At 66.5% G+C, this 5826-nt stretch carries 5 protein-coding genes and 1 pseudogene; 4 read left to right on the forward strand and 2 right to left on the reverse strand.

Annotated features, from left to right (window positions below):
- Positions 1–297: 297 nt before the first annotated feature.
- Positions 298–1479: a cytochrome P450 gene (locus ABD357_RS23860; protein WP_344392770.1), complete on the reverse strand. Its 1182-nt coding sequence runs from the start codon at positions 1477–1479 to the stop codon at positions 298–300.
- 105 nt (positions 1480–1584) lie between these two features.
- Here ABD357_RS23860 and ABD357_RS23865 point away from each other — a divergent pair, with 105 nt between their 5' ends.
- A complete protein-coding gene (locus tag ABD357_RS23865; protein ID WP_230529747.1) occupies positions 1585–2202 on the forward strand; it encodes a TetR/AcrR family transcriptional regulator in 618 nt (205 codons plus the stop codon).
- Between the two features lie 403 nt (positions 2203–2605).
- Here the strand turns inward: ABD357_RS23865 and ABD357_RS23870 are convergent, their stop codons facing one another.
- Positions 2606–3211 (reverse strand): dihydrofolate reductase family protein, encoded by a 606-nt coding sequence (locus ABD357_RS23870; RefSeq protein WP_033329268.1) that lies wholly within the window; start codon positions 3209–3211, stop codon positions 2606–2608.
- A 385-nt stretch (positions 3212–3596) separates the two neighbouring features.
- Here ABD357_RS23870 and istA point away from each other — a divergent pair, with 385 nt between their 5' ends.
- From istA to ABD357_RS23885, 3 genes and pseudogenes are all read left to right on the forward strand, one after another.
- The gene (gene istA / locus ABD357_RS23875) at positions 3597–4289 is read left to right on the forward strand and encodes an IS21 family transposase (RefSeq protein ID WP_425584972.1); all 693 of its coding nucleotides are present in this window, start codon (positions 3597–3599) and stop codon (positions 4287–4289) included.
- A pseudogene (locus tag ABD357_RS23880) lies at positions 4246–4347 on the forward strand (ATP-binding protein); the annotation flags it as partial. The gene istA and the pseudogene ABD357_RS23880, both read left to right, overlap by 44 nt.
- A 191-nt stretch (positions 4348–4538) precedes the next feature.
- On the forward strand, positions 4539–5744 hold the full coding sequence (locus ABD357_RS23885) for an RHS repeat-associated core domain-containing protein (RefSeq protein WP_344392775.1): 1206 nt from the start codon (positions 4539–4541) through the stop codon (positions 5742–5744).
- Positions 5745–5826: the final 82 nt, after the last annotated feature.

Genomic DNA, 5826 nt, shown 5'->3' on the forward strand with positions numbered 1-5826 from the left:
ACCGGTTGAAGGACTGGCGCGGCATCGCCACCCGCTTCGACAAGACACCCGAGAGCTACCTCGCAGGCCTCGAACTCCGCGCCTCGATGATCTGGCTCGAGGACATCCTGCGAACAGCCGATTGATCACGACATCACACAGGCCCTAGTCGGGGAGGTGTCTGGGGACGGTGATGCGGGCGGTGCTTGAAGGGCCGGATGGCGGTGGGGAGCCGGCAGTGAAGGGGCGTTGCTCAAACTCGCAGACGTCGCGCCGCAGGTCGCCGAGCACCCGTCGTTCTTCTCGACGTTGATCTGCCTACCAGGTGACCGGAAGTTCATGCACGCCGTAGACCGTCATGGCCGACCGCAGTGGCACTTCCTCGGGCGCGACGGTGAGACGTAGTGCCGGGAAGCGGCGAAGCAGTGCGGGGAGGGCGATGCGCATTTCGGCGCGGGCCAGTCGCTGCCCGAGGCACCGGTGGAGGCCGTGACCGAACGCGAGGTGTCCGGCCGGGGAGCGGGTGGGGTCAAGCGCGTCCGGGTCGGCGAAATGGTCAGCGTCCCGGTTCGCCGCGGACAGTGCGACGGTGACGGACTCGCCGGCCTTGATCAGGCAGCCGTGGAGTTCGATGTCCTCGAGCGCGACGCGGACCACGTGGTGGATGATCGTGAGGTAACGCAGTAGCTCCTCGACCACCGCAGGGGCGTCTTCCTCCTTGTCGCGGACCTCGGCTAACTGTGCGGGGTTGGCCAGCAGAGCGAAAGTGCCCAGCGCAAGCATGTTCGTCGTCGTCTCATGCCCGGCGATCAGGAGCAGGAGCGCCAGTCCGGCCCTCTCGTCCGCGGTAAGTCCCTCGTGCGCAGCGAGCCCGCTGAGCACGTCTTCCTCTGGCCAGGAACGCTTGTGGCGCAGCAGGTCCCGTAGATATGCCATGAGCTCCCTGACTGCCTCTTGCCGGCGTTCCGGTGTGAGGTCGACGTTCAAGAGCGTGGCGGCGTTCCGCTGGAAGTCCTGCCTGTCGGAGTAGGGCACCCCGAGCAGTTCGCCGATCACTTGTGACGGGATCGGCAGCGCGAATGCCTTGAACAGGTCGGCCGGGCCCCCGGCGAGCTCCATCGCGTTCAACTGGTCATTGACGATTGCCTCGATCTCCGGTTCGAGGAGCTTTATCCGGCGCACCGTGAAGTGGCCGGTGAGCAACCGCCGATAGTGGTCGTGCTCGGGTGGGTCCATGCGGAGGAGGAATCCCGGCGGCACGGGCGCCGTTGCTGGCTGGGCGATCGGTGAGCGCATGTGGTCCGGGCGGACGCTGAATCGGGGATCTGCCAGGATCGCCCGCGCTGCGGCGTAGCCGGTCACCAGCCACCCCTGACCACCGTCGGCGTAGGTCATCCGATGGATGGGGCCGAGCCCCTGCCGGCGGCGCAGTTCCTCGGGCGGATCGAACGGGTTCTGACGTGCCGTGGGCATGACTACTGCCGGGGACGTGCTCTCCATCGGCCGCTCCTCGGTCGGTACGGACCTCTCGATAAAACAACACTCAATGCAAAACGTCAATGAATGCAAAATTACATCGCATGCGGTAAGCGGTAAGGTGCTGTCGTGACCAGCGATCCAGGGCTGCGCCAGCGGAAGAAGATGCGCACGAGGCAAGCGCTCATCGAAGGCGCCCTGCGATTGTTCGCCGAGAAGGGTTACGACCAGACAACCGTGGCGGAGATCGCGGCCACCGCAGACATCGCGACACGGACCTTCTTCAGCTACTTCGACAGCAAGGACGACATCGTCTTCTTCGACGACAGGTCGCGGCTGGAGCGCGCGGTCGAGATCATCGGAGAACGGCAGCCCGGCGAACCGGTGGCCGACCTGCTGCGGCGCGTCATCGACCAGAGTGTTTTCGCGGACACGGACTCGGAGCTGGCGCGGAAGGTCGGCCCAGCTCGGACCCGGCTGATCGCGTCGGTCCCGGCACTTCAGGCGCGCGAACTGCACCTGCTGTTCGACATCCAGCTACAGCTGACCGAAGCGCTCCACCTCGCTTGCCCCGAGCTGGACCTCGTCGAGGCCGCCGCGGCGGTGGGCTCGCTGGTCGGGGCGATCAAGGTCGTCGTCGCCGCATGCCAAAAGCGGGGCGACCGGCCGGAGCAGACCTACAAAGCCGTTCAAAGGGCCACCGACATCGCGATCGACGGCCTCAACTCGCTCCCCCGCCCGGCTTAGCGTGTTCAGCGCACGCGCACCCGGTCGTGGCCCGGATAGCGGTGAACACTCCCTGGCCGGTTTTTGAGGCTCGGACGGGTCAGCCTGAGGCTGCGCTCTGCGCCCGGCCACACCGACTCCAACGCGGCCTTCACCGTGCGGAATCCGACTCCGTACTCACGCATCAAGGCCCCGGTGCGACATCCCTGCCCAGGCATCACGGCGGATCGCCGCGTACAAGTCGACCGTGGATTTCGGTGGCGCCATCGCTGCCTCATCCCGCAGAGCGTGGCCCGGGCGGGAGCGGGGCCCGCCACGACCTGGACCGGGCGTCCTGACGTTGGCCGTTCGCCCCCTATTAGGTCTTGCTCCGCGCCCGCCGGCGCCGGCCTGGCGGCCGTCCAGACCGGCGGACGGGGCGACATCACGCAGGGACGCCGAGCGGCGGGTGCTCGAGCACGCGGGGCTTGTACTCGACCAGCTGGATGCGGCCGTCGAAGGTGCGGTGCTCGATCATCTCGAGGGCAACGTCCGGATAGCCGTCGTAGATGCGTTCTTCGCCCGTGGCCCCGGTGATCACCGGGAACATCACGACCCGGAAGCGGTCGACGAGTCCGGCACGTAGCAGGGACCGGCACAGGCTGAGGCTGCCGATCGTGCTGAGGAGCCCTGAGCCACTCGACTTCATGGCGCGGACCGCCTCGACGGCGTCGTCGCGGACGAGCGTGGAGTTGGCCCACGTCAGTGGCTCCTCGAGCGAGGAGGAGAACACCACCTTGGACGCTTGCGTGAGCTCGTCGACGGACGCCTCTTCCTCGGGCCTGAACTCGTCTTGGCCCTTCGGGACTTCGCCTGCGGCGAAGCCCGACATCAGGCGGTAGGTGTTCGCTCCCATCAGGTAGGTGGCCTCTGGCTGCTCGCCGAGCCATGCGAGGTACTCCGGGCCCTCGAGGCCCCAGAACCCGGGCCATCCCTCTCCCGATGCGTGGCCGTCGAGGGAGGTGATGAAGTCGACGAGAAGCTCCGACATGGCGGTGTCCTTTCCTAGGGTGTCACGAGCTTGGACCGGCCGGGAGCCACAAACTCATCGGCCGCGCTGTGGAGTAAGAGGGCTTCTCGAAACCGAGTGTGGGGCTGGGTTCGTGCTGGTCAGGCATAGCGCCGGGGTGGGTGAGGTAGGTCCGGTGCGTCCGTGGAGGTGGCGTGCTGGAGGTGTGTGATGGCGTCTGTCGGCGTACACGTGAACGTGCATAGCCGCGTACGGATGAACGTGCAGAGTTCTTGATGTGTTGAGGGACGATGCTCGGCACTCTGCTGCCTGTTGCTGAGGTTGCAGAGAGGGGTGGGCCGTGGTCCTGGATCCGCAACGCTGGTTGGAGTTGTGGCGCTTTCGCGGTCTGGTCGAGTCCGGTGCCATGAGTCTGTCGGAGGTCGCCAAGGAGACCGGACTGAACTGGCGGACGGTCAGCAAGTACCTGTCTGCCGACGGGCCCGTGTCACCGCCGCGCCGGTCACCGAGCGGACGGTCCCGGGCGAGGGTGATCGACGAGTTTGCGCCGCTGGTCGACTCGATGCTGCGGGCGGAGGTCCTGGCTGCGGTCATCCACGAGCGGCTGGCCACGGAGTACGGATTCACCGGCAACTACCAGCGGACCAAGCTCTACGTCCAGGAAGCCCGGCCCAGGATCGCCGAGGAACTCGGCATCACGCCGAAGGAGCTGGCGGGCATGCACCGCCGCTTCGAGGTGATCCCCGGAGCCCAGGCCCAGGTCGACTGGGGCGACGAGGGCAAGATCCTCGCCCACGTGGGCATCGCGAAGGTCTACTCGTTCCACATGACGCTGTCGTACTCACGCGACCCGTTCTGTTGCTTCACCACCAGCCAAGACCTGCAGACCTTCTTCGACTGCCACCGCCGGGCGTTTGCCCACTTCGGCGGGGTGCCGATGACGATCGTCTACGACCGCACCAAGACTGTCGTCCGCCGCCACGTCGACCCGGGCGAGGCCGTCCCGCTGCACCCGGAAGCGGTCGGCTTCGCCGGACACTACGACTTCGACATCGACGTCGAACAAGACCTTCAGCGAATGGGGCCAGGTCTTCGGTGACGAGGTCCTCGCCACCGCCATCCTCGACCGCCTCCTGCACCACTGCGAAGTGATCTCGCCCCGCAGCGCATCGACGACGTCACCTACACCTACGACGACGCGGGCAACATCACCGGCCTCACCACCGCCAGCGGCCAGGACGCCACCAGGACGGTCGACACCCAGTGCTTCACCAACGACGCCCTGGACCGTCTCACCGAGGCATGGACCGCGAAGACCGACTGCTCCAGCGAGCCGTCGGCCAGCACGGTGGGCGGTCCGGACGCCTACTGGCAGTCCTTCACGTACGACCCAGTCGGCAACCGCACCCAGCAGACCGACCACGGCACCGGAGCCCTGGCCGGCTCGGACGCCACCACCACCTACACCCACAACGACCCCACCACCGGCCCCCCGCACGCCGTGCAGAGCGCCACCGTCACCGGCGGTCCCGACGACGGGCAGAAGAGCAGCTTCGACTACGACGCCGCGGGCAACACCACCAACCGCACCATCGGCGCCACCACCCAGGACCTCACCTGGGACGACGAAGGACACCTCGCCACCCTCACCGAGAGCGGCAAGACCACCAGCTACCAGTACGACGCTGACGGCAACCGCCTGATCACCAAGGACGCCGACGGCACTCAGACTCTCACCCTGCCCGGCAACAATGAGTTGAAGATCAAGGCTGACGGCACCAAGGAAGGAATCCGCTACTACACCCACGAAGGCGAAACCGTCGCCGTCCGCACCAGCAGCGGCTTCTCCTTCCTCCTGCCCGATCAGCAGGGCACCGCCATGGCCGCCGTTGCCATGACCACCCTCACCCTCACCCGCCGCAAGCAACTCCCCTACGGCCAGCTGCGATCCGAGACCGGCGAAACAATCCCCGGCACCCGCGGCTACGTCGGCGGTACACCAGACCCCACCGGCCTCATCCACCTCGGCGCCCGCGAATACGATCCGGAACTCGGCCGCTTCCTCTCCGTCGATCCCGTCATCAACCTGGACAACCCGGGCCAGATGAACGCCTACTCCTACGCCCACAACAGCCCCATCACCAACGCCGACCCCACCGGCGAATGCGCGGCGGCCGACTGCCCGACCCGCAACTGCCCCTACTGCCTCAACTACACCCCGGGCGACAAGGGCCAAATCAAGAAGTCGATAAACGACCGCCCCGGCTCGGGCAGCACCCCAAATAACACCAAGGCATACGCCAAGCAGTACAAGGCCGATGTGTACGCCGCCTCCCACTACAACGCAAAGGCGGCAGCAGCACGAGCCAAAGCCGAGGGCGAGGCCGCTGCACGAGCCAAAGCCCAGGCCATCGCACGAGCCAAGGCAGCCGAAGCCGAACGCCGCAAGAAGGACAGCATCTGGGGCAGCATCGCCGGAGGGCTGAAGAAGGGTGTCAGCGCAGCCCACGGGTTCATGCAGGAGCACAGCAAGGCACTAGTAGGACTCCGTTAGGTCTTTCCGTTGGTTCTGATCAGGAGCATGTTGGGTGTGTGGACGCACATGAAGTGAACCGTATGCGGGCGACGTTGGCGTT

Origin of the sequence: Streptomyces vastus (genome assembly GCF_039532825.1) — a bacterium.
Lineage (GTDB): Bacteria > Actinomycetota > Actinomycetes > Streptomycetales > Streptomycetaceae > Streptomyces > Streptomyces vastus.

Coding starts and splice junctions, on each gene's coding strand:
- istA (WP_425584972.1), top strand. CDS start 3,597: ATGAGTCTGTCGGAGGTCGCCAAGGAGACCGGACTGAACTGGCGGACG.
- ABD357_RS23870 (WP_033329268.1), bottom strand. CDS start 3,211: ATGTCGGAGCTTCTCGTCGACTTCATCACCTCCCTCGACGGCCACGCA.
- ABD357_RS23860 (WP_344392770.1), bottom strand. CDS start 1,479: ATGGAGAGCACGTCCCCGGCAGTAGTCATGCCCACGGCACGTCAGAAC.